The organism is Solibacillus sp. R5-41 (assembly GCF_002736105.1).
Taxonomy (GTDB): Bacteria; Bacillota; Bacilli; order Bacillales_A; family Planococcaceae; genus Solibacillus.
This window is the reverse complement of sequence record NZ_CP024123.1, coordinates 3,080,097-3,103,682: the sequence shown is the minus strand read 5'-3', so window position 1 is coordinate 3,103,682 and position 23,586 is coordinate 3,080,097. Positions and strand designations below refer to the sequence as shown.

Here is a 23,586-nt window from a genome sequence, read left to right as displayed (position 1 = left end):
AGATGTTGAATCAACAACATCTCCCCCTTTAAAAAATATTTAATTAAGACAATCGGTTACGGTAGTCCTCATATTGGAACGAACGGATTACTTTTATTCCTTGCTCATCATTGTATGAACAAATACTCGGTAAGTTAACCCCGTTGAACATATGTGTTTTGACCATCGTATAATGAGCCATATCCGTAAAGACAAGCTTGTCACCAGGTTGTAATGGTTCATCGAATGAATAATCCCCGATAATATCCCCAGCAAGACAAGTCATCCCACCTAAGCGGTACGTATATTGTTTTTCGTTTGGCATACCTGAGCCAATAATCATCGCGCGATAAGGCATTTCCAACGTATCTGGCATATGACAAGTTGCTGAAGAATCAACGATCGCTAGTTCCATACCATTGTGGACAATATCAAGCACTGTCGCCACTAAATAGCCGGTATTTAATGCAATAGCTTCACCTGGTTCTAAAATAACTTTTACTTGATACGTATCTTGAATGCGATTAATTAAGCGAACTAAAAGCTCCACATCATAGCCTTCACGAGTAATGTGATGACCACCACCAAAGTTAATCCATTTCATTTGATGTAAGTATTCACCGTATTTTTCTTCGAAGTGGACAAGAATGCGCTCTAGTACATCCGCACCTTGCTCACACATCGCGTGGAAATGAATGCCCTCTACGCCATCAAGCTCATCTGGACGGAATGATTCTACCGGAATACCGAGACGTGAATTGATGTAGCAAGGGTCATATAATGGTGTTTCAACCTCTGAATAACCAGGATTTACACGTAAACCAATTGAAATGTTTTTCTCATGATTTTGCACTTTTTGCTTGTATTTATTTAGCTGATCAAATGAATTGAACACAATATGGTCTACATATGTTAAATATTCATCGATTTCATGCTCAGCATAAGCAGGTGCATACGCATGAACCTCTTTGCCGAATTCTTCATAGCCTAAACGCGCCTCAAATAAAGAGGATGAAGTAATTCCTGCAAGATAGTTCCGTGCTAATGGGAATGTCGACCACATTGAAAAGCCCTTTAAAGCTAATAAAACTTCGCAGCCTGTACGGTCTTGTACGGACTTTAACAGTTCTAAGTTTTTTGTTAATAAGCGCTCATCTACAACAAATGCAGGAGAAGGGGCCGTTTGCCAATCAATTCCTGTTGCTTTTTCGAGTGCTTCATCCATAATGGATCGCTTGCGTTCATTTTTCATGCTGCTCATTATGCCTTAACATTTTCTTCAGAAGTGAAATCTAAATCAACTAAATCTGGATTTTCTGTTTCTTGCCATGGAAGACCCCATTTATTTAATGCATTCATGAAAGGATCTGGATTGAAGTCCTCTACATTCCAAACGCCTGGTTTTTGCCATTCGCCGTTCATTACAAGCATCGCACCAATCATAGCAGGTACACCTGTTGTGTAAGAAATCGCCTGAGAACCTACTTCACGATAGCACTCTTGGTGATCGCAAATGTTATAAACATAGTAAGTTTTTTCTTTTCCGTCTTTTAATCCTCTTACGATACAGCCAATATTTGTCTTTCCTTTTGTAAGAGGTCCTAATGTTGCAGGGTCAGGTAATACGGCCTTTAAAAATTGAATTGGTTGAATCATTTGGCCTTGGAATTCAATTGGTTCAATTGATGTCATGCCAATGTTTTCAAGAACGTTTAAGTGTGTTAAATACTTTTGGCCAAACGTCATCCAGAAACGGATTTGTTTTAAGCCTTTAATATTTTTTGCTAAAGATTCTAATTCTTCATGGTAAAGAAGGTAGCAATCTTTTTCGCCTATTTCTGGTAAGTTGTATACCATTTTATATTCTAAAGGCTTCGTTTCAACCCATTCGCCTTCTTTCCAAAAACGACCGTTCGCAGTAATTTCGCGAATGTTGATTTCTGGGTTGAAGTTCGTAGCGAATGGAAGTCCGTGGTCTCCACCGTTTGCATCAACGATATCGATGTAATGAATTTCATCGAAGTGATGCTTTTGTGCATGCGCTGTGAATACGCCTGTTACACCTGGGTCGAAACCAGAACCTAGAAGTGCAGTAATGCCTGCTTCTTCAAAACGCTCCTTGTATGCCCATTGCCATTTATATTCGAATTTCGCAGTATCAAGTGGCTCATAGTTCGCCGTATCGATATAATGCGTTTTTGTTGCCAAGCATGCATCCATAATTGTTAAATCTTGATATGGTAAAGCTACGTTAATTACCACATCTGGTTTAAATCCATTGATTAGTTCAATTAGTTCGTCCGTATTGTCCGCATCCACCTGTGCAGTATGGATAATCGTTTTACCGCCGTCTAATTTCTCTTTCAAAGCATCGCATTTAGATTTTGTTCGACTTGCGATCATAATCTCCTCGAATACTTCAGAATTTTGTACACATTTGTGTACTACTACGCTAGCTACTCCGCCAGCACCAATAATCAATGCTTTTCCCAATTCCTTGTCACGCTCCAAATCTCATTTTATTTTATTTGTTTCAATCCGAAACAAGATTGATTATATAAAATAGTAGAGCAGTTAGCAATTATGTTTTTATTAAAATATTATTGAAGGGTTTTTTTGCGTTAAAAAAAGAAAAAAAACGCAAAATTGAGTAATTGCATGTTTTTGTATAGGGAATATAAAAGGTAATTAGGCAGAGTAAGCGTTAACTTGCTTCAGCAGACTCCTTATACTTCTATATGTTGGGGTGAATGCCAAGTAAAGCCTTTATTCAGTGGGGGTTAATACCTCGGCTGAAAAGAGGAACTCTGACTAAGAATGTTGCGTCCTACGGCAATGCCAGAGTGGCCAACATCGTGTTGGCCCAAAGCCCCGGCGGATGTCACAGATTTTTTGTCGCTTTATTTCACGCGGTCCTTTTGCAGGAGTGCGTCTTTATTCGTTACGGCATCTACCGCATCATAAATTGTGCTTTCAAAATGGTTTACTTGTAATGAAGTAACGCCTTGAATCGTTGTTCCACCAGGGGAACATACTTGGTCAATAAGTGCCCACGGATGTGCTTCGGATTGTAACACCATTTGTGCGCTTCCTAAAACAGAGCTTGCGGCAATTTCAAGCGCCATTTGCTTTGGCATACCTTCACGAACTGCAGCGCGAGCAAGGGAATCAATATATAAATACGTAAACGCTGGAGAAGAGCAACCGATCGTTGTAAAAATTGAAAATAGATTTTCTGGTAATTCCACGATAGTTCCGACAGTCGAAAATAATTGTTCTACTAAACTTTTTTGATCCACATTGGTAGATTGTGTTGAGTAGCAGCTTGTAGAGGCACCAATTGTTGCATTGATATTAGGCATAACGCGGAAAACAGGCGTTGTTGGTAGGAAGCTTTGTTGTAAATAATCAAGTGATTTTCCTGCTGCAATCGAAATGACAAGATGATTGTCAGTTAAATGTTGTTTAATTGTTGGCAGTACATCGGGAAACATTTGTGGTTTGACAGCAATCACGATTACATCAACATTTTGCATCATTTCTTCAATAGATGACGCGGCCTGTATGCCATACATTTGAACAAGTACATCTGTCTTATTTTCCGTGCGGTTTATTCCGTAAATGGAGGACGCTTCAAACTCGCCACTTGCCACCATTCCTTTAATAATTGCTGAGGCCATATTCCCAAGACCGATAAAACCGTATTTCATTTCAATATTCCTACTTTCGTATTAGAAAAAGCATGAGAAAGGCCTTTAAATTCGCAATAATGCATAGCGATTAGTATACCTCACGTAAAAAGGAATGCAACTAGACCGTCTTATTCGGTAAGAATTTATATAAGTTAAGCCAAAGAATCTATCCTTTTGATGTAAGTATTCTATTATGGATTCAAATATAGTGCGTGCTAATATGGCTGGTTAAGCACATGAGTCACACAGACAATGTTAGCACACATCTGTACGACTCATCTTTGTGCTTTGTTCAAGACAGAGCTCGCGGAAAGCGTCCGGACCGGAAATCACCACCCCTTTTTTAGGATAACTTTTAAAAGAGGGATTCTTTAGTTCAATTAATATAAAATTGTTTGAAAATATTGTTGTTCTTGCTATACACATGTAAAATAAAATCAATGATAAGAAATGAAAACACTTTGACTTATTATTGATGGAGTGAAGCGTATGAAAAAAAAGAAGAATTTTAAAAAGCATGGAAATGTGGTTCTTTTTCCCGGTACTATTGAACGAATGGTAGATGAAGCGCGTGAACTTGCCGAAAATTATCACTACGCTCAGGCGAATGAATTGTTTGAAAAGGTTTTTAAATTAACAACGGGTGATGAAACTTCTTTAAGTGTTTATGCTTATTCTTTATATGAAGCGAAAAATTTCAAAAAGGCAAAAGAAGTATGTGAGGAGTTATTGACGCTTGGTCCAAGTATGTATTTTGAGGTAATGGAGCTCTATTTAACGATTTGCATGCAGCTAAGACAATATAAGCAAGTTGAAAAAATAATTGCATCTTTATTTGATGAGGATGTCATTCCACTGGACCAGGTCGAAAAATTCCATCGATTACAAAAGCTGAATGCTGATATTGCAGAGAATCAGAGTACTCAGCTCGAGGAATTTGTTGAAGAGCCATCATTTGAAGAAATGTTTGAGTTGGACGGAGCAGCCTTTATACAAAAGTCTTTTCAAGCACAATTAGTCATCGTCCATGAGCTAGAAGGAAAAAATGTTCGACCAATGATTACTGAGCTAAAATGGATTGTCGAGCATGAAGACGTGCATCCGTTTATACAAAGCTTAATTTTAATTTTATTAGTGGAACAAGATGTCAATGTATCACTTAAAATTTCTAAATTCAATCGGATGGAAATGGTTAACCCTGCACAATTGGAGCTGCCAATGGAAACGCCGCAATTTCAAGCGGTATATCAGCATGTGTTGAATCGTCTAGAGCAGGAGCCTTCTACGCTTGAATTAGTGGAATCACTAATTGCCAAGCACGCGATTGTTACGTATCCATTTGAATGGTTAGACTATGATAGTGAAGATGTGGCAATCAGCTATATTGATTTTGTAAGGACAATGTTCGGGGAAATTCGGGAAATGGATTATGAAATTATCGACTTTATTCAAAGTCTCGAAGGATTAATGAATTTAACAGACATATGAAAAAAGTTGAAACATTGAGCATATATGATATACTAAAATGGTTGTCAAATTATATAAACGACGAGTTTGTTAATCAAACAAAAGTTAACTTTGGAGGTAATATACATGTCAGTAAAATGGGAAAAACAAGAAGGTAATCAAGGTTTATTAACGGTTACTGTAGCTGCTGTAGAAGTAGATAAAGCAATCGATGGTGCATTCAAAAAAGTAGTAAAACAAATTAACGTACCAGGTTTCCGTAAAGGGAAAATGCCTCGTCCGATGTTCGAAAAAATGTACGGCGTAGAAGCATTATACCAAGATGCATTAGAAATCGTGATCAATTCTTCATACCCAACAGCTTTAGATGAATCAGGTGTTGAGCCAGTTGATTTCCCTGAAATCGCAGGTACTGAAAACTTCGCTAAAGGAACTGACTTCACTTACACTGCAACAGTTACTGTGAAACCAGAACCAAAATTAGGCGAATACAAAGGCTTAGAAGTTACAAAACTTTCTACTGAAGTAACAGACGAAGAAGTAGAAGAGCAAATTACTGCTCAATTAGCTAAAAAAGCAGAATTAGAAATTAAAGAAGATGAAGCAATCGTTGATGGCGATACAGCTGTAATCGATTTTGAAGGCTTTGTAGGTGAAGAAGCATTCGAAGGCGGTAAAGGCGAGGATTACGCACTTGAAATCGGTTCAGGTTCTTTCATTCCTGGATTTGAAGAGCAATTAGTAGGCGCTAAATCTGGCGAAACTAAAGATGTAATGGTTACTTTCCCAGAAGAGTACCATGCTGAAGAATTAGCAGGTAAAGAAGCGAAGTTTGTAGTAACTGTGAAAGAAGTAAAAACAAAAGTACTTCCTGAGTTAAACGACGCATTCGCAAAAGAAATCGACCCAGAAGTTGAAACGGTTGATGCTTTACGTGCAAAAATTAAAGAAACTACTGCTGCTCAAAAAGAAGCTGAATCAGAAGGTTCTTTACGTGATGAGTTAGTAGAAAAAGCTGCTGCAAACGCAGAAGTTGACGTTCCACAAGGGATGATCAACACAGAAGTAGACCGCATGATCCAAGAATTCGGTCAACGTTTACAATCACAAGGTATGAACCTTGAATTATACTACCAATTCTCAGGTCAAAACGAGCAAGCTTTACGTGAGCAAATGGCTGCTGATGCAGAAAGCCGCGTACGTGTTTCTTTAGTATTAGAAGCAATTGGTCAAGCTGAAAAAATCGAAGTTTCTGAAGAAGACATCAACGCTGAAGTTGAAAAAATGGCTTCTCAATTTGGCATGACAAGCGAGCAAATTTTAACTGCTTTAGGCGGTACTTCAGTTTTAGAGAACGACATTCGTACTCAAAAAACTGTTGAGCTTTTAGTTGAAAATGCTAAAATCTCTAATTAATAAAATTGTAAGCAGATAGACTTTTTAACAAGGTACGGGCTATCCCGTACCTTGTTTTATCACATAAGCATCTTTTGACATACATGGATAAACATTATTTTGCACTATATGTTGCAAGGGAAGTTTTTCTAATACATAATCAATTTTAATACAAAAAAAGCAACAAGCTGCAGTCAATTTATTTGATAAAAGTAAAAGAATCTTGTAAGATAGTTGCTTGAATAGGGGTGAACCAAATTGTTTAAATTTAATGATGAAAAAGGCAATTTAAAATGCTCTTTTTGTGGTAAGCCACAAGAACAAGTTCGTAAGTTGGTTGCAGGACCAGGCGTATATATTTGTGACGAATGTATCGAGTTATGTTCAGAGATTGTCGTCGAAGAGCTGGGTATTGAAGAGGAAATTGAATTCAAAGATATTCCGAAACCTAAGGAAATATTAAATATTTTAGGTGACTATGTAATTGGACAAGAGCGTGCGAAAAAAGCACTAGCTGTTGCTGTTTACAATCACTATAAGCGTATTAATTCAAATTCTAAAATTGATGATGTTGAATTATCGAAATCAAATATTGTATTAATCGGTCCAACAGGTAGTGGTAAAACATTACTTGCCCAAACATTAGCACGCATTTTAAATGTACCTTTTGCGATTGCAGATGCAACGAGCTTAACAGAAGCTGGTTATGTCGGTGAGGACGTTGAAAATATTTTATTAAAGCTGATTCAAGCGGCAGATTATGATATTGAGCGAGCTGAAAAAGGGATTATTTATATTGACGAGATCGATAAAGTAGCTCGTAAATCAGAAAATCCTTCGATTACTCGCGATGTATCTGGTGAAGGTGTACAACAAGCATTATTAAAAATTCTAGAAGGTACAGTTGCAAGTGTTCCCCCTCAAGGCGGACGTAAGCATCCACACCAAGAGTTTTTACAAATTGATACATCGAACATTTTATTCATCGTTGGTGGGGCATTTGATGGAATCGAAACAATCATTAAGCGTCGTCAAGGTGAAAAAGTAATTGGTTTTGGTTCAAATTCAAAGGCTATGGAAGAAGAAGGCACATTAATGTCTCAACTTGTTCCAGAGGATTTATTGAAATTTGGATTAATTCCGGAATTTATCGGTCGATTACCAGTACTTGCTACATTAGAACAATTAGATGTAGATGCACTTGTACAAATATTAACAGAGCCAAAAAATGCGTTAGCGAAGCAATATCAAAAAATGCTTGAACTTGATAATGTCGAGTTAGAGTTTGAGGATGAAGCGCTGGTTGAAATTGCAAAATTGGCCATTGAACGAAAAACAGGTGCTCGTGGATTACGTTCGATTATTGAAGTGACAATGTTAGACGCTATGTTTGAGTTACCATCACGTGAAGATATTAAAAAATGTATCATTACAGCTGAAACAATTCGCGATAAAGCAGAACCAAAATTAATTTTAGAAGATGGCTCTGTTTTAGTAAAAGATACGGACAACAAAAAAACGTCAGCTTAATTTTAGTTGACTTTCGAAACAAACATGCAGCTGACTTTGACTTCATAAGCAAGTCCAAGGTCAGCTTTTTCTTAACAAATAAATCTTACATATATGTATAAATGTGAACTTGTGTTTAATTTACCTTTCGAAAGACACGCTGTTCGAATAAAAGAGTCTATATATAATTAATTGTATGTAAAATTTTAAAAAGGTAACACATACTACATTAACTGCGGGTTGTTTTTTTTGATTTGGATGGAGGTGAATACCCGCGTGAATAAAATACTAAAAAATATGCCAATTTTGCCTTTAAGAGGTTTACTCGTCTTTCCATCGATGGTTTTACATATTGATGTTGGACGAGAGCGGTCTGTTGCTGCTTTAGAGCATGCGATGTTAAATGACAGCACAATCTTTTTAACGACACAAAAAGATTTACGCGTCGAATCGCCAGCAAAAGCAGATCTATTTGATTTAGGAACAATAGTGCGTGTAAAGCAAATGTTAAAACTACCAAATGGGACGTTACGAATTTTGGTCGAAGGTGTAAACCGTGCGAAAATGCTTCGCTACAAGGAGACGGAAAAATTTACAGTGGCTGATTTAGAAGTGTATGTAGATGATACTTACAAAGACGCTGAAACGGAAGCATTAATGCGTACACTTTTAACTTATTTCGAGAAATATGCAAAGTCTTCCAATAAAATTACGACAGAAACAATTGAATCGGTATTGGAAATTGAAGAACCAGGCCGTTTAGCCGATGTTATTGCATCGTATTTACCAATTAAAGTTATAGAAAAACAAGAAATTTTAGCGATTACTTCGATAAAAAAACGAATAGATAATTTAATTATTCGTTTGCATGATGAGCAAGAAATATTGAATTTAGAGAAAAAAATCGGCTCGAAAGTAAAACAAGCGATGGAACGCACGCAAAAAGAATATTATTTACGTGAGCAAATGAAGGCGATTCAAACAGAGCTTGGCGATCGTGAAGGAAAAACAGGCGAAATTTCAGAGTTGCATAAAAAGATTAATCAAGCTGGAATGCCACAGTCAACATTGGAAGTAGCTTTAAAGGAATTAGATCGTTATGAAAAATTACCTGCTGCGAATGCAGAGAGCGGTATCATTAGAAATTATTTAGAATGGCTTATTTCGATTCCTTGGAGTAAAAAAACAGAGGACCGCATTGATATTACCTATGCAGAGGAAGTTTTAAATCGCGATCATGATGGCTTGGAAAAAGTGAAAGAACGTGTGCTAGAGTATCTTTCGGTGCGCCAGCTTATGAATTCATTGCGTGGGCCGATTCTTTGTTTAGCTGGACCTCCAGGAGTAGGGAAAACAAGTTTGGCGCGTTCGATTGCAGAAAGTTTAGATCGTAAATTTGTTCGCGTGTCACTTGGTGGCGTTCGAGATGAATCTGAAATTCGCGGACACCGACGTACGTATGTTGGTGCAATGCCAGGGCGTATTATTCAAGGGATGAAAAAAGCAGGGACGGTCAATCCGGTATTCTTGCTGGATGAAATTGATAAAATGTCAAATGATTTCCGAGGAGACCCATCTGCCGCGATGTTAGAAGTACTTGATCCGGAGCAAAATAATACATTCAGCGATCATTATATTGAAGAACCTTACAATCTGCAGGATGTATTATTTGTCGCAACTGCCAATGATTTAAGTACAATTCCAGGGCCTTTATTAGATCGTATGGAAGTTATAACGATTGCAGGTTATACGGAATTTGAGAAAAATGAAATTACAAAAAATCACCTCGTTCCTAAGCAAATGAAAGAACACGGGTTAAAAAAGGCACAGCTTTTAATTAAAGATGAAGCCATTTTAGATTTAATTCGTTACTATACACGTGAAGCGGGTGTGCGTGGTTTAGAACGACAAGTGGCAACCGTTTGTCGTAAAGCAGCAAAAATCATAGTTTCAGGTGAAAAGAAAAAAGTAACGGTGAATTCGAAAGTATTAGTTGATATGCTAGGGAAACACCGCTACCGATACGGACAAGCAGAAATAGAAAATCAAGTAGGTGTTGCGACTGGTTTAGCGTATACAACGGTCGGTGGTGATACACTACAAATTGAAGTTTCATTAACACCAGGAAAAGGGAAACTTCAATTAACAGGGAAGCTTGGCGATGTGATGAAGGAATCAGCACATATTGCATTATCTTATGTACGAACATTGACGCATCAGCTTGATTTGGATGCGGATTATTTCGATCAACATGATATTCACGTCCATGTTCCAGAAGGCGCTGTACCAAAAGACGGTCCATCGGCAGGTATTACGATGGCCACTGCGATTGTGTCAGCAATTACTGGAAAAGCGATTAAACGTGAAGTCGGCATGACAGGCGAAATTACGCTTCGTGGTCGTGTATTACCAATCGGGGGCTTAAAAGAGAAATCATTAAGCGCACACCGAGCAGGATTAACGACAATCATTATTCCAAAAGATAATGAACGTGATATTGATGATATTCCAGAAACAGTTCGTGAGCAGCTCATATTTAAACTAGTGTCACAGGCAGAAGAAGTTCTGGCTATTGCACTAGACGGAGGTTTTAAGTAGTAATGAAAGTCCATAACGTTGAAATGATCGGTAGTTTTGTCCGACCAGAACAATTTCCAGAAGACGGTTACCCAGAGTTTGCCTTAGCAGGGCGCTCAAATGTTGGGAAATCATCTTTCATTAACCGTATGATTGGTCGTAAAGCGATGGCGCGAATTTCGTCAAAGCCAGGAAAAACACAGCAATTAAACTTCTATAAAATTGAAGATCAGTTTTTCTTTGTTGATGTACCAGGGTACGGTTATGCAAAAGTTTCAAAATCAGAGCGCGCAGCATGGGGTAAAATGATTGAACAATACTTCATGGGACGCGAGCAACTAAAAGCAGTCGTTTTAATTGTTGATTTACGTCATCCACCAACTAATGATGACTGCATGATGTATGATTTTTTAAAGCACTATAATATTCCTGTTATCGTTGTATCAACAAAAGCGGATAAAATTCCAAAAGGTAAATGGGATAAGCATAAAAAAATCGTACGTGAAACATTACAAATGGATAAACAAGATCCTTTATTCGTGTTCTCTTCAGAAAAAGGCCTTGGTTTCGACGAAGCATGGGCTGAAATTGAAGCACGTATGTAAGGAAAAACAACAACATCCATCAATTAAAAAATCATCCTTTTGGTCTAACCAGGAGGATGATTTTTTGCGCTTTCAACATGATCTTGTCGTTACAGATAAGCATCGATTATGTGCAAAGATTGTATTGTTACCATAGAAATCGGTTCCTCATCATAACCGGGGGGATTTCCATTTCTGTACGGTCGCTTTCCGCGGACACGTCCTGAGCCTGTAGTCTCAGGCATCGTGCTGTTCCCGCAGGAGTCGCCTTCCCTCCCAATCAACATGCATTTCTATATAGTCAAGCGCATCATTGAGTATCGACCACAATTTTATTTCACGAATTTTAATGAATTCCTTGATGTCGCGCGTCATTTGCCGATAAACCTTTTAGGAGGTGCTACATATGGATATTGCCGCTTTAGCAATGTCAATGAAGCAAGCACAATTAATGCAAAATGTTTCATTGGCTGTCACAAAACAAGCGATGGAATTTCAACAGCAAAGTACAGAACAAGTTATTGAACTTCTAGATGCACCACACCCAACATCGGGTCACTCGATTGATGTTTCGGTTTAAAAAAAGCGGCACAAGATTTTTTATGTGCCACTTTAATCTAACTTTGGTGAAATATAGCGATCAAAGGAAACTTTCATCCGTGGTGAAGCTCGCGAAATAATAGGTGTACTTACATAAAATATGGAATTTTTGTAATGCAGGTTAAGGACGTGTATGAGAAAAGTGTCCATACCGTAATAGAGTTCAATTTAATTACGGTAATTATCCAAATCATTACATATAAACATTTTTGTCTTATATTTTGATATAATTGCTAGGAGAAAGTAAGAAAAAGGAGGCGGAACAATTGCTGAAAAAAATGGCAACAATTTTATTGGCGATTATTTTTGCTTTAGCAGCACTGCCATTTGGGCAACAGACTGAAGCAGCTACGACATATAAATTTGTCAACGTGAAATATGATGAAACAGAAAATAAGGATGGTACGGTTAATCGTACGTTAAGCAAGGTCACTTTAGAAAATAGTGCTGGAAAAACAGCAACTTTTAATATCGATAAAACGGCAAGGCTGTACATAAATAATACCTTAACTACGATTGATGGTTTTAAGGCAGGTATGGATGTTACGGTAAAAGTAAATTTAAGAAAAGTAACGGAAATGCGTGGTACAACAAATATAGAAGATGGTGCTATTGTTCCAAATAGTAAGCAAAGTGCGGGTGTTGTCACAAAGATTGACCCGAATGGCTTATTTATTACAGTGAAATTAGATAATGCTGGAACGAAATCGTATTACGTGAAAAATAGCACGACGATAATAAAAGGCAAGTCAACGGTTGATTTAAGTGCACTATATGAAGGGGATCGTGTGAAGCTAAAATTTGCTTCAGCAGATACTTCAGCGGTATCGGAAATTAATATTATCACTACTGGTGTTATGGTAGAAAATTTATACAAGGCCAAATTAAATACAGTAAACACAAGTAAAAATACGTTTACCGTACATAATGCGCATCCATTTACGAACTGGTTATTCGGTGAAAATGAAAAGATGGATAAAAATACATTTGAATTTACAAGTAACACAACGATTTATGCGGGCAATGAAAAAATCTCGGAAAATCAATTGAAAAACTATAAAAATAGCGACTTGTATTTTGTAACGACAAAGCAATTTAGTAAAGAGGTCGTTGAAAAAATTGTAGTATTAGCTAAAAATGAACGCTCGTATTACCAATCATTATCTGAAGTGAATTCGAAATATGGTTACTTTGCGTTATCTAAAGTGGGTAGATTATTTTACCATGATGGTTCTATTTTAGTTCGTAACGGTCGCTTAGTAGAACCTGATACGCTTGCTGCGAATGGGACAGCCTATGTCATTACGGATGGCACGACGAGTGATAAATATGCCCATGTGGTGAATGTTACGAACGACAGCTTCACATCACCAAACTTATCGTCGCATCAGCTCTATTTTGGTCGTTTAGACGTAGCTGATTTAGATGCTTATAAAGTCGAACTTTCGGGCATGGAGTACTTTAAAAATAACTTCTGGACGAAATTCAATTCTGAATCGATCTTCTCATTTAGTAATTCAACAGCGGTTACGGAGTTAGATGGCGATACGAAATACAAAATTATTCCAGAAACTGAATTGTTCTTATATGAAGGGCAGTACGGATACTTCTATGTGAAGGACGGCCATATTCAAGCGATTCACTTTATCAAAAATGGAGCACGTTCTGTCATTACAGCAACGGGTCGCGTGAATAGCATCGGGACAAACTCCATTTCGGTTAAAGATGTTAGCCAGTGGGTAAATGGCGGGGAATGGTCATACTTCGGAGAAACGAAAGTAGACTTGAATAAGGTAGTCATTATTAAAAACGGAAAAGCGATTAAAGCAAGCGAATTAAAACCTTCTGATCGCGTCGTATTATTAATGGACGAAAATCTCGTAACACATGTAGTAATGGTAAACGAATAAATGGAGGGCATGTAGGATTTTACGCCTACATGCCGTCTCATCTTTACAAAGGTGCTTTCATTGCACAAATTAAAAACGAAAAGAGGGATAATTGTTGTGGGAATGAAAAAAAATGTTCTTTTCTTTATAGCATTTACCGTTTTCCTAAGTATGATAGTTAGTTTACCAGCACGAACTTCAGCTCAATCCATTGACTTAAATGGTGGCATAAAAAATGAGTATATATATGAAGAATATGTGTTCATTACAGGGAAGCCGATTAAATTTACAGGTACAAGTAAAAATGTGACAGTAACAGTCAAAGAAAATAAAGGCAAGCTAACGGAAACGTATAAATTTACATTAACTGGACCAAATAGCGAAAAACTAGCACGTAATTTTGTATATACATATGATGTGACAAATTATGATCAAATCGGTCAAAGTACAGCGGATGGAGAAGTAACGAAATTTACCGAAACAATAACGATTGGCAAGGATAAATATACGTTAGTGGATTATCAATTATCTAAAAGCGCTGTGACGGATAAGCGACCAGCATCGGATTACTATACAGGTAATGCCATTGCGAGAAAAACTTACACATATAGTAGCGGTAGTGGGCGCAATGAAAAGGTACAAGAAATTACCGTAAATGCTGATAGTCGTCATGTAGGGTATGAAAACTTCTGGGGAGCTACAGAAACTCAAATTACAGAGTTTGAAATGATTTATGCAGATGGCTCAATTGGTACAGTAGAAAATCGGGTATCTACAACGAAATCACGCGAGTTAGAGTATGATGAAAGTATGTCGTCTTTAGCAAGCTTTAATGGCACTTACAAAGCAATTAGTTCGGCTGATACACTTTCAGAATATGTTTATGAACTGCCTAAAACGAAGGGTAAAATCGCATTAGATAACGACTATATGCCAAAAGTTGAAATGTTAAAAATTCCAAAATTCCGTGATCTTTCATCGCACTGGGCACGTGGAAGTATTGAAAAACTATATTCTTTAGGAATTTTAGATGACCAATCCAATTTCTTCTCACCAAATACACCGATGTTACGCTATGATTTTGCGATTGCAATCGGTAAAGCAGTTGATTTACGTGTATTAGAGGATACTTCGAAAAAGAAAAAAACACCACCTACAAGCATTTTTAGAGATGTGAAACGCACAACAAAAGATTATAACTATTTAGTCGCTTCTGTTAATAAAGGGGTTATTCAGGGGATGACGGCTACAAATTTTGAACCGGATGGCTATTTATCACGACAACAAGCAGCAACTATTTTAGTGCGTGCATTAGGGCTTGAAGGCAAAGCGCCAGATCCAGGCTATACAACGTCATATGTGGATGATAACAAAATATCAGATTATGCACGAGATTCTGTTTATGTAGCATCAGAGCTGGGATTGATGAAAGGCAGTGGGGGTAAATTCAACCCGAAAGGCATTTTGACACGTGCCGAAGCTTCATCAATTATTGAACGTTATTTAAAATATTTAGAGAATGACTTAAAGCAAAATTATCGCGATGATATTTTGTTCTTTGAATAAGGGAGTGAGTTCTTGTGACAAATTTTAAGAAGCTAATAGCGGTATTTTTATCTTGTCTGATTGTATTTTCAAGCGTATTACCTATGAACCCAATCGAAGTAGATGCAGCGACGAATCAGATTAAAGATATTAGTACGACAAATGCAAAGTACAAGCCTGCAAAATGGGCAGTTGACAATAATTATTTTCAACTTTTTCCAGGTGGTAAATTCCAACCAGATACGCCCGTAAAAGAGTGGGAAGTATTGCAAATGATTGCAAAACTAGATGGGAATTATCAGTTTAAAAGCTATGAAAAAGATATGATTTACTCGTATTATGGAGAATTGAATATTCCATTATATGGAGTTGGTATTGTATCAAAACAAAACGCGACTATTTCGAGAAGTCATTTTGCACGAATTTTTGCTGCGATGAATGGCTTAGATTTATCAGAAAAGCAAGCGATTCAATATTTATATATGAGTGAAATTACGACAGGAACGACAGGTAAACGTACGTTTGAAGATTACAAACCTACGAGCAATCTTAACCGCGGCGATTTAGCTGTATTTATGTACCGCATGAATCAACAAGGAAAGATTGCATTAGAAGGGTTAACGAGTAAAGCAACAGGTAAGGACGATCATAAAATTACATTACCAGCGGACTTTATCGAAAATGCAGATGGCTCGGTTATATTGAAGCCAAAGCCAGGAGAAAATACGGATGATAAAGTAAATCGTCCAAGTGTTTATAAAGCAGTAGAAAGCATTAATGTAGCTTCTGAAAAATTAATTGCAAATGGTGTCGATTCAACATTAATTACGATTCAATTAAAAGATAGCTATGGAAATCCAATCCCATATGATGAATCATTAGCATTTAAAGTGACTTCTGAAGCAGGTGCATCTTTCTCTGCAACGGATTCAAGCACAAGTGGTAAAGCAAAAGTTGTGTATACGGATGGACCGGAGCTCAATGTATTTGTGACCGCACCAGCTTTGACGAAATCATATGTCGATAAAATTCGATTTGAATTAGTGAACAATGATGATCCAAAATATTATACGTATAAAAATCAAGTAATTGAGGCATCGGTTCGCTATGTTCCGGAAGCGGAATTACGTATTTCGTATGAAGTGTTTGATCCAGATCAACCGGACTGGACAGGTGGGAATGTTGACCCAGGCGTGAAGCCATTACCAGCATTACCAGAAGGCGTTATTGACGGGAAAACGGTACCATTTTCTGTGAATGGTGTCATTACGGTTTCAGATTATGATGAAGATTTAAAACTGATGACAGGTTCTAAATACGAAACATATAACCATCCGACAACAGGGAAACCAATACAAGGTGAAATTACTTCTAAAGAAATTCAGTATGGCAATGCAGAACTAAAATTAGAAGGTCAAGTTATTTCAGTATGGTTATTTGAACAAATTTTAGAGTATATGATTTATGGCAATGAAAAGAATCCAAATGGCTGGGGCGGAGTTGGCTCAGCGAAAGTGATGTATACGCTTAATAAAGAAGGTCGAGCAACATACGACTTGCAAGGTGTTATGAGTGAAGAACATACGTCTCAATTTGATTCGACATTACATGCAGCGATCATTTATTTAATCAACTTTTTACCAAAAGCAGATGATATTACGTTAGCGCATGAAGAAAGTGTCCTTGCGATTAAAGCGCTGTACGACAAACTTAGTCAAATTGATAAAAATATTTTACAAAAAGGATTTGCGCAAGCGATTGGTAAGCTTGAAGGGGCATTGTCGAAAATTGAAGTTTTGAAAAAGGGACAAGAGCTAGAGGAACGTCCTGAAGGTATGGACCGTTATACGAAGGTCATTGTGAATGTCGTCGCGCCAAGTGGTGTCGTTATTACGGATTACCGGGGAACAGTCGAGGTAACATTTAATGGTACGTCAAGAACTGTTGCTTTTGATACGAATACAAAGGACTATAATACAGGGACAGGTTATGCCGGATCTGCGGTCGTGTATTTTGATGATATCGTTTACGGAAAATCACCTGTAACAGCGAAACTCGTCGACAAAGACCCACGTTATGCGAAAGCATTGCAAGGACTTGATAATAAAACGGCAACAAGTGAAATTTTCGCCAATCCTAAGTTTGAGAAAAATATTTGTAAAGGCAAAGCAGAGGTAGCATTTGTTGTGGATCACTCGGGCTCAGTTCGCAAAAACGATCCAAATAACGACACAGCGAAAAAAGTAAAACAAGTAATTAATCAGCTAGCTCAAGATACAAATCATGTGTATCACTTTAACCGTAAGCCTTACCATGAGAAATCAGGCACGGCAAGTGATGTGACAAAAATTCCGAGTTTACTAGAATATCAATACGAAAGCAATGCAACAAATATTGCAGATGCGGTGGATATTGCGATTAACAAATTCTCAAACAATCAGCAGACGGCAAAAGCGCTTGTACTCGTAACAGATGGTAAAACGTCGAAATCAAAAATTGACAAGATTACACAATTAGCAAAAGACAAAAATGTGAAAGTGTATACAGTTGCGATTGGGAAGTATAATACAATTAATGAAACGCTATTAAAAACCCTTTCAACAGATACAGGTGGCGCGTACTTTAATTCTGAAACTATTTATAATATCCATGGTTCATTCCAGGCGATTATAAATTCAATTTTATGTAATAAAGAAGTGGTAGATAATAGCTGCGCAGTAGGAGATACATTGTTTAACGAAGCTTCTGTTAATATTTCACGTACAAATGTGATTTTAAATGCACGTATTAATCAAAATTGTACGAATGTGTCTGCTGTATCGGTTATTTTTACAGCCTCTGGAGGAAGCGTCACGTATGATTTACAAAGTCGAGGTGCATCGATTTTTAGATTAACACGCTATGTAAATGAATTTAAACCATTCAATTTATACAATGACGTCGAATTCCAAGCATTTGATCAAGCAGGCAAATTAATTGCTGCGAAATCAGTTAAAATTCAATAAATTATAGTGGTATAAATTCGCATCTATTTAAAAAGGCATGTTTGTTTTAATCAACATGCCTTTTTTTCATTCATAGCGGACAAACTATAGACTAAGTTCATTGAAAAGAAACGGGAACTTTGTTACACTTCTTTTAGAATCATTATTAATTAAAAATACTTTTCATAGCTTGTTCACAAAATGAAAGTGAAAATTATGTTCTTTATGATAAAATAGAAACCATGAATGAAACGTGTGAGGTGTGAGGGTTCATGCATACATTAGTAGTAGGCTTGAATTATAAAACGGCGCCTGTCGAAATTCGCGAAAAGTTATCCTTCATTGAACAGGATATACCTAATGCAATGGCAGCGCTACAACAGGAAAAAAGTGTCTTAGAAAATGTAATCGTTTCAACGTGTAACCGTACAGAAATATATGCGGTTGTTGATCAGTTGCACACAGGACGCTATTATGTAAAAAACTTTTTAGCTAATTGGTTCAAAATTCCAATGGATCAGTTTGAGGACCATTTATTTATTCGCGAGGAAGATGAGACGTTCAATCATTTATTCCGAGTAATTGCTGGAATTGACTCAATGGTGTTAGGCGAAACGCAAATTTTAGGACAAGTAAAAAAGAGCTTCCTACAAGGTCAAGAAATGGGCACAACAGGAACAGTGTATAATCAGCTCTTTAAGCAAGCGGTTACATTTGCCAAACGTGCGCATAATGAAACAGCAATTGGAGAAAATGCTGTTTCGGTATCATATGCAGCAGTTGAATTAGCAAAGAAAATATTTGGTTCTTTACAAAACAAGCATGTGGCGATATTAGGTGCTGGTAAAATGGGTGAACTAGCGATTCAAAACTTGTATGGTAATGGTGTAGGAAAAGTAACAGTTATTAATCGTACATTTGAAAAAGCGCAACATTTAGCGTCGAAGTTTGAAGGCAATGCGAAATCAATGGACGAGTTACAATGCACATTGCTTGAAGCGGATATTTTAATAAGCTCGACAGGTGCAACTAGTTATGTAATTGATCATGGTTTGATGAAGGATGTCGCAAAGCTCCGTAAAGCTGATCCATTATTTATGGTCGACATTGCGGTTCCACGTGATTTAGATCCAAAAATTGGTGATATTCCGAACATCTTCTTATATGATATTGATGATTTACAAGGAATTGTACAAGCGAACTTAGCAGAGCGTGAACGTGCGGCTACTGAAATTACAGCGATGATTCAAGAAGAGCTTGTCCAATTTAAAGATTGGTTTAATACGCTTGGTGTAGTCCCAGTCATTTCGGCGCTGCGTAAAAAGGCTGCTTCTATTCAAGAAGAAACGATGCTTAGTATTGAAAATAAAATGCCCGAGTTAACAGACCGTGAGCGAAAAATTTTAAGTAAGCATACGAAATCGATTATTAATCAACTTCTAAAAAATCCGATTTTACAAGTGAAGGAAATGGCGAATTCGACTCAAGCAAGTGAGCAACTCGCGTTATTCCAACAAATTTTTGGAATTGAAGAGGAAGTACAGCAAGAAGTGCGCGCTCAGCAACAGGAGCAAAGCAATGCACGCAAAAATACAAATGAAACAGCTGTGAATCCAGGCTTATCTTATTAAGCAGGAGGAGTAGTTGGCTTAAGTTCGTCGCGTTATTAACCAATGGGGCGATGTTCAGTGCGTGTTTGAACACATAAAAAAATACTAACACCGCTTTTATCTCACCACCCATAGAGGTGGGGGTCTTCTGCTGAACGAAGATTAACAGGAGCGTTTTCGTATCTATATGGTAAAATTATAGATAGTGAAGACGCTTTTTTGACATTATTTTAACTATAGAGAAGTTTTTTAGGAGAAGGTTGCGTATGACAGAAGTAGCGATGACTAGATTATATGAGCTCATGATTATTCTTTATGCGCTTAGTATCGTTCTGTATTTTATTGATTATTTATATAAAAACTTAAAAGCAAGAAGGGTGGCTTTTTGGTTTGTATCCATTGTTTGGATCATGCAAATAGTATTCATCGTCTTGTTTATAGTCGAAACAAAACGATTCCCAGTACTGTCCTTATATGAAGGGGTATTTTTTTATGCGTGGCTTTTAACAACACTATCCATCATTTTACATTGTATTGCCCGCGTAGATTTACCTGTATTTTTTATTAATGTATTAAGCTTCATTTTTGTTACGATCCACATGTTTGCACCTAATACGACAACTCAAATTGTGGGAGAATCACTTGTTTCAGAAATGCTGTTTATTCATATTAGCTTTGCTATTGTTTCTTATGCAGCTTTTTCATTATCCTTTGTTTTTTCGATTTTGTATTTAATTTTATATCGTATATTAAAACAAAAGAAGCTTAATAATTTATGGTCCAGGCTACCAAGTCTTCAACAGATGAGTAAATGGATAAGTTATTCGAATATAGTAGGTGTTCCATTGCTCCTTATTAGCCTAATTTTAGGGTTAGAATGGGCCTATATGACATTAGAAGGGCTTTCGGTTTTCGATGTGAAAATTATTAGTTCATTTATCGTATCTGTTGTCTATTTACTTATTTTATTATTACATCGCCAAGGTAAATTAGTTGGTGTAACATTTGCCTGGGTACAAGTTTATTTATTTTTACTTGTTGTTATTAATTTTTTCCTTGGCAGCAAACTATCGAATTTCCATTTATGGGTTTAACAGAAAGGTCGGAGTATTTTGAGAAAAATTATTGTCGGTTCACGAAAAAGTAAATTAGCTTTAACACAAACAAATTGGTTTATTAATGAGTTAAAAGCTGCGGGTGTCCCATTTGATTTTGAAATACAAGAAATCGTGACGAAGGGTGACCGTATTTTAGATGTCCAATTATCAAAAGTTGGTGGTAAAGGGCTTTTCGTAAAAGAAATCGAGCAAGCACTGTATGATAAAGAAATAGATTTTGCCGTGCATTCTATGAAAGATATGCCTGCTGTATTGCCAGACGGTCTTGTAATTGGCTGTATTCCACCACGTGAAGATGCGCGTGATGCCTTTATTTCAAAAGGTCATGTGAAATTTGCAGATTTGCCACAAGGAGCAGTCGTTGGGACAAGCTCATTACGCCGTAGTGCACAGCTTTTACAAGTGCGACCGGACCTAGAAATTAAATGGATTCGTGGAAATGTAGATACTCGTTTAAATAAATTAGAAACAGAAGAGTACGATGCGATTATTTTAGCGGCTGCTGGCTTAAAACGTCTTGGCTGGAGTGATGAAGTTGTAACGGAGTATTTAGATATCGATATTTGTCTACCTGCTGTCGCACAAGGGTCACTTGGAATTGAGTGTCGTGCCGATGATGCGGAATTATTAGAGCAATTAGCGAAATTGACAGATGCACTGACTTGGCAAGCAGCTCATGCCGAACGCTCATTTTTAGCGGCGATGGATGGCGGATGTCAAGTACCAATCGCAGGTTATGCGACAGTGGACGGGGAATCGATTACATTAACAGGTTTAGTTGCAGCACCAGACGCCTCTATTTTCTTTAAGGAGTCTATAACAGGTACAAATGCAGATGCTGTCGGAAAAGAAGTTGCTCGATTATTGACGGAGCAAGGAGCATTTGACTTAATTCAAAAGGTGAAGGCTGAGCTTGATGCCGAGTAAATTGCCGCTAGCAGGTAAAACGATTATTTTGACCGGTTCGAACAAAATACAATCGATTGTACCTTTTATTAAAGCAAGTGGTGGGCGCGTGAAAACGTTTCCGCTCATTGAAGTACAGGAATTGGTGTCGGATAAAGATGAAATGCGTCTCACACAATGTAATGACTATGATTGGCTCATTTTTACGAGTCAAAATGCGGTCAGTGCATTTGTAGCGAAACTAACGCGGTTTGGGATTTCGGCATCTACAATTCAATGTAAAATTGCGGTTGTTGGTGAGCGAACAGCCGAAAGCCTACAACAACATGGTTTGGCGTATCATTTTATGCCAACTGTGTATAGTGCGGACGTTTTTGTACAAGAATTCGACTATGAAGGCAGTGCACTATTTTTACGTGGTAGTCTTGCGAAGTCGACAATTGCGGACGGTATTGGCGCAGATGAATGGACGCTTTATGAAACGGTGCCATCTATCAAGTATATTCAAGCGCTTCATGAAACTTTAATTGGCGAACCAGAACCGATTGTCATTTTTGCTAGTCCGTCTGCTGTTGAAATTTATGCACAGGAGCTAGTCCCGATGCTTGATTGGAGATTCGTCAAATTTGCAACGATTGGTCATGTTACGACACAAGCTTTAGCGAAATATGGGATTACACCGATTGTCCAACCGCAACAATATACGATGAAGGCCGTTATCGAACAACTTATTTTGGAGGAAACAAAATTATGACTGAACTATTTTTCCAACGTCATCGCCGCCTACGTCAAAGTGCAGGTATGCGTGCATTAGTAAAGGAAACATACTTAAACAAAGAGGATTTAATTTATCCATTATTTATTATTGAAGGCGAAAACATTAAAAATGAAGTAAGCTCAATGCCAGGTGTATTTCAGCTTTCTTTAGATAATTTGGCGACAGAAGTAGATGAAATTGTTACTTTAGGTATTCGTGCGGTATTATTATTCGGTATTCCAGCTGAAAAAGATGCTGTTGGTACTGGTGCGTTCCATAATCACGGAATTGTACAAGAGGCAACTCGTCTTATTAAGGCACGTCATCCGGAGCTATTAGTCATTGCAGATACGTGCTTATGTGAATTTACAGATCACGGACACTGTGGTGTCGTAGAAGGCAATCAAATTTTAAATGACCCTTCACTTGATGTTTTAGCGCGTACAGCTGTTTCACAAGCACAGGCAGGCGCGGACATTATCGCACCATCGAACATGATGGACGGCTTCGTGTCGGCGATTCGTGCAGGTTTAGACGCAGCAGGCTTTGAGCATATTCCGATTATGTCTTACGCTGTGAAATACGCATCGAGCTATTATGGACCTTTCCGTGAAGCTGCGGATGGTGCACCGAAATTTGGTGATCGTAAAACGTATCAAATGGATCCGTCCAATCGTATGGAAGCGATTCGTGAAGCGACTTCAGATATTGATGAAGGTGCCGATTTCTTAATTGTGAAGCCAGCGCTTGCTTATATGGATATTATCCGGGATGTGAAAAATAGCTTCCCAGTTCCAGTTGTTGCTTACAATGTGTCGGGTGAATATTCAATGGTCAAAGCCGCTGCCGGGAATGGTTGGATTAATGAAAAAGCGGTTGTTTTGGAAACATTGCTTGGCATGAAACGTGCAGGATCCGATTTAATTATTACGTACCACGCAAAAGACGTGTGTCGTTGGTTGGAGGAGAAATAA

17 protein-coding genes are annotated in these 23,586 nt (G+C 37.6%); 14 read left to right on the top strand and 3 right to left on the bottom strand.

The genetic code is table 11. The features are described 5' to 3' along the window. Nucleotides 1–43 precede the first annotated feature (43 nt). The 3 genes from nspC to proC form a co-directional block, all read right to left on the bottom strand. Complete coding sequence (gene nspC / locus CSE16_RS15320) at nt 44–1,231, bottom strand: carboxynorspermidine decarboxylase (protein ID WP_371514500.1); 1,188 nt, start codon at nt 1,229–1,231, stop codon at nt 44–46. Nucleotides 1,232–1,239: 8 nt separating this feature from the next. Beyond that, on the bottom strand, nt 1,240–2,472 hold the full coding sequence (locus CSE16_RS15315; RefSeq protein ID WP_099424713.1) for a saccharopine dehydrogenase family protein: 1,233 nt from the start codon (nt 2,470–2,472) through the stop codon (nt 1,240–1,242). A gap of 407 nt (nt 2,473–2,879) precedes the next feature. Next, on the bottom strand, nt 2,880–3,689 hold the full coding sequence (gene proC / locus CSE16_RS15310; RefSeq protein WP_099424712.1) for a pyrroline-5-carboxylate reductase: 810 nt from the start codon (nt 3,687–3,689) through the stop codon (nt 2,880–2,882). Nucleotides 3,690–4,160: 471 nt separating this feature from the next. Here proC and CSE16_RS15305 point away from each other — a divergent pair, with 471 nt between their 5' ends. From CSE16_RS15305 to hemB, 14 genes are all read left to right on the top strand, one after another. Then, a complete protein-coding gene (locus CSE16_RS15305) occupies nt 4,161–5,159 on the top strand; it encodes a CDC27 family protein (protein WP_099424711.1) in 999 nt (332 codons plus the stop codon). A gap of 105 nt (nt 5,160–5,264) precedes the next feature. Beyond that, nucleotides 5,265–6,554, top strand: coding sequence for a trigger factor (tig, locus tag CSE16_RS15300; RefSeq protein WP_099424710.1), 1,290 nt, complete (start codon nt 5,265–5,267; stop codon nt 6,552–6,554). A 237-nt stretch (nt 6,555–6,791) separates the two neighbouring features. Beyond that, nucleotides 6,792–8,063, top strand: coding sequence for an ATP-dependent protease ATP-binding subunit ClpX (gene clpX / locus CSE16_RS15295; RefSeq protein ID WP_099424709.1), 1,272 nt, complete (start codon nt 6,792–6,794; stop codon nt 8,061–8,063). Between the two features lie 237 nt (nt 8,064–8,300). Beyond that, nucleotides 8,301–10,640: an endopeptidase La gene (gene lon / locus CSE16_RS15290; protein WP_172954442.1), complete on the top strand. Its 2,340-nt coding sequence runs from the start codon at nt 8,301–8,303 to the stop codon at nt 10,638–10,640. A 2-nt stretch (nt 10,641–10,642) separates the two neighbouring features. After that, nucleotides 10,643–11,224, top strand: a complete 582-nt coding sequence (yihA, locus tag CSE16_RS15285) for a ribosome biogenesis GTP-binding protein YihA/YsxC (protein ID WP_099424707.1) — start codon at nt 10,643–10,645, stop codon at nt 11,222–11,224. Nucleotides 11,225–11,609: 385 nt separating this feature from the next. Further along, nucleotides 11,610–11,783, top strand: coding sequence for a YjfB family protein (locus CSE16_RS15280; RefSeq protein ID WP_099424706.1), 174 nt, complete (start codon nt 11,610–11,612; stop codon nt 11,781–11,783). 286 nt (nt 11,784–12,069) lie between these two features. Further along, nucleotides 12,070–13,713 carry a phosphate ABC transporter ATPase gene (locus CSE16_RS15275; protein WP_099424705.1) on the top strand — a complete coding sequence of 548 codons (1,644 nt, stop codon included), beginning with the start codon at nt 12,070–12,072 and terminating at the stop codon, nt 13,711–13,713. A 102-nt stretch (nt 13,714–13,815) separates the two neighbouring features. Next, complete coding sequence (locus CSE16_RS15270) at nt 13,816–15,258, top strand: S-layer homology domain-containing protein (protein ID WP_099425854.1); 1,443 nt, start codon at nt 13,816–13,818, stop codon at nt 15,256–15,258. A 14-nt stretch (nt 15,259–15,272) separates the two neighbouring features. After that, nucleotides 15,273–18,242, top strand: coding sequence for a VWA domain-containing protein (locus CSE16_RS15265; protein WP_099424704.1), 2,970 nt, complete (start codon nt 15,273–15,275; stop codon nt 18,240–18,242). Nucleotides 18,243–18,493: 251 nt separating this feature from the next. After that, complete coding sequence (gene hemA / locus CSE16_RS15260) at nt 18,494–19,852, top strand: glutamyl-tRNA reductase (RefSeq protein WP_099424703.1); 1,359 nt, start codon at nt 18,494–18,496, stop codon at nt 19,850–19,852. A 245-nt stretch (nt 19,853–20,097) separates the two neighbouring features. Continuing rightward, nucleotides 20,098–20,925: a cytochrome c biogenesis protein CcsA gene (gene ccsA / locus CSE16_RS15255; RefSeq protein WP_099424702.1), complete on the top strand. Its 828-nt coding sequence runs from the start codon at nt 20,098–20,100 to the stop codon at nt 20,923–20,925. A gap of 18 nt (nt 20,926–20,943) precedes the next feature. Then, on the top strand, nt 20,944–21,876 hold the full coding sequence (gene hemC, locus CSE16_RS15250; protein WP_099424701.1) for a hydroxymethylbilane synthase: 933 nt from the start codon (nt 20,944–20,946) through the stop codon (nt 21,874–21,876). Beyond that, nucleotides 21,866–22,609 carry a uroporphyrinogen-III synthase gene (locus tag CSE16_RS15245; protein ID WP_099424700.1) on the top strand — a complete coding sequence of 248 codons (744 nt, stop codon included), beginning with the start codon at nt 21,866–21,868 and terminating at the stop codon, nt 22,607–22,609. Before hemC ends, CSE16_RS15245 begins: the two co-directional genes overlap by 11 nt. Continuing rightward, on the top strand, nt 22,606–23,586 hold the full coding sequence (gene hemB, locus CSE16_RS15240) for a porphobilinogen synthase (RefSeq protein WP_099424699.1): 981 nt from the start codon (nt 22,606–22,608) through the stop codon (nt 23,584–23,586). The genes CSE16_RS15245 and hemB overlap by 4 nt, the downstream gene beginning before the upstream one ends.